1 protein-coding gene is annotated in these 216 nt (G+C 72.7%); it reads right to left on the minus strand.

The window, feature by feature from the left end:
- The coding region (locus UK23_RS48090) for a ketoacyl-synthetase C-terminal extension domain-containing protein (RefSeq protein WP_156213913.1) at positions 1–216 on the minus strand (216 nt) is incomplete at both ends.

Here is a 216-nt window from a genome sequence, read left to right on the forward strand (position 1 = left end):
AAACGGGGGGATCCCCGAGCCCGGCGCCTCCAAGATCACGTGCGCGTTCGTGCCCGAGACGCCGAAGGACGACACGGCGGCACGGCGCGCCCGGCCGACCGCGGGCCATGAGGTGTTGCCGGTCAGCAGCTGGACCGACCCGGCCTCCCAGTCCACGTGCGACGAAGGCTCGTCGACGTGCAGAGTCCGCGGCACGACGCCATGACGCAGCGCCTG

Source organism: Lentzea aerocolonigenes, assembly GCF_000955955.1.
Taxonomy (GTDB): domain Bacteria; phylum Actinomycetota; class Actinomycetes; order Mycobacteriales; family Pseudonocardiaceae; genus Lentzea; species Lentzea aerocolonigenes_A.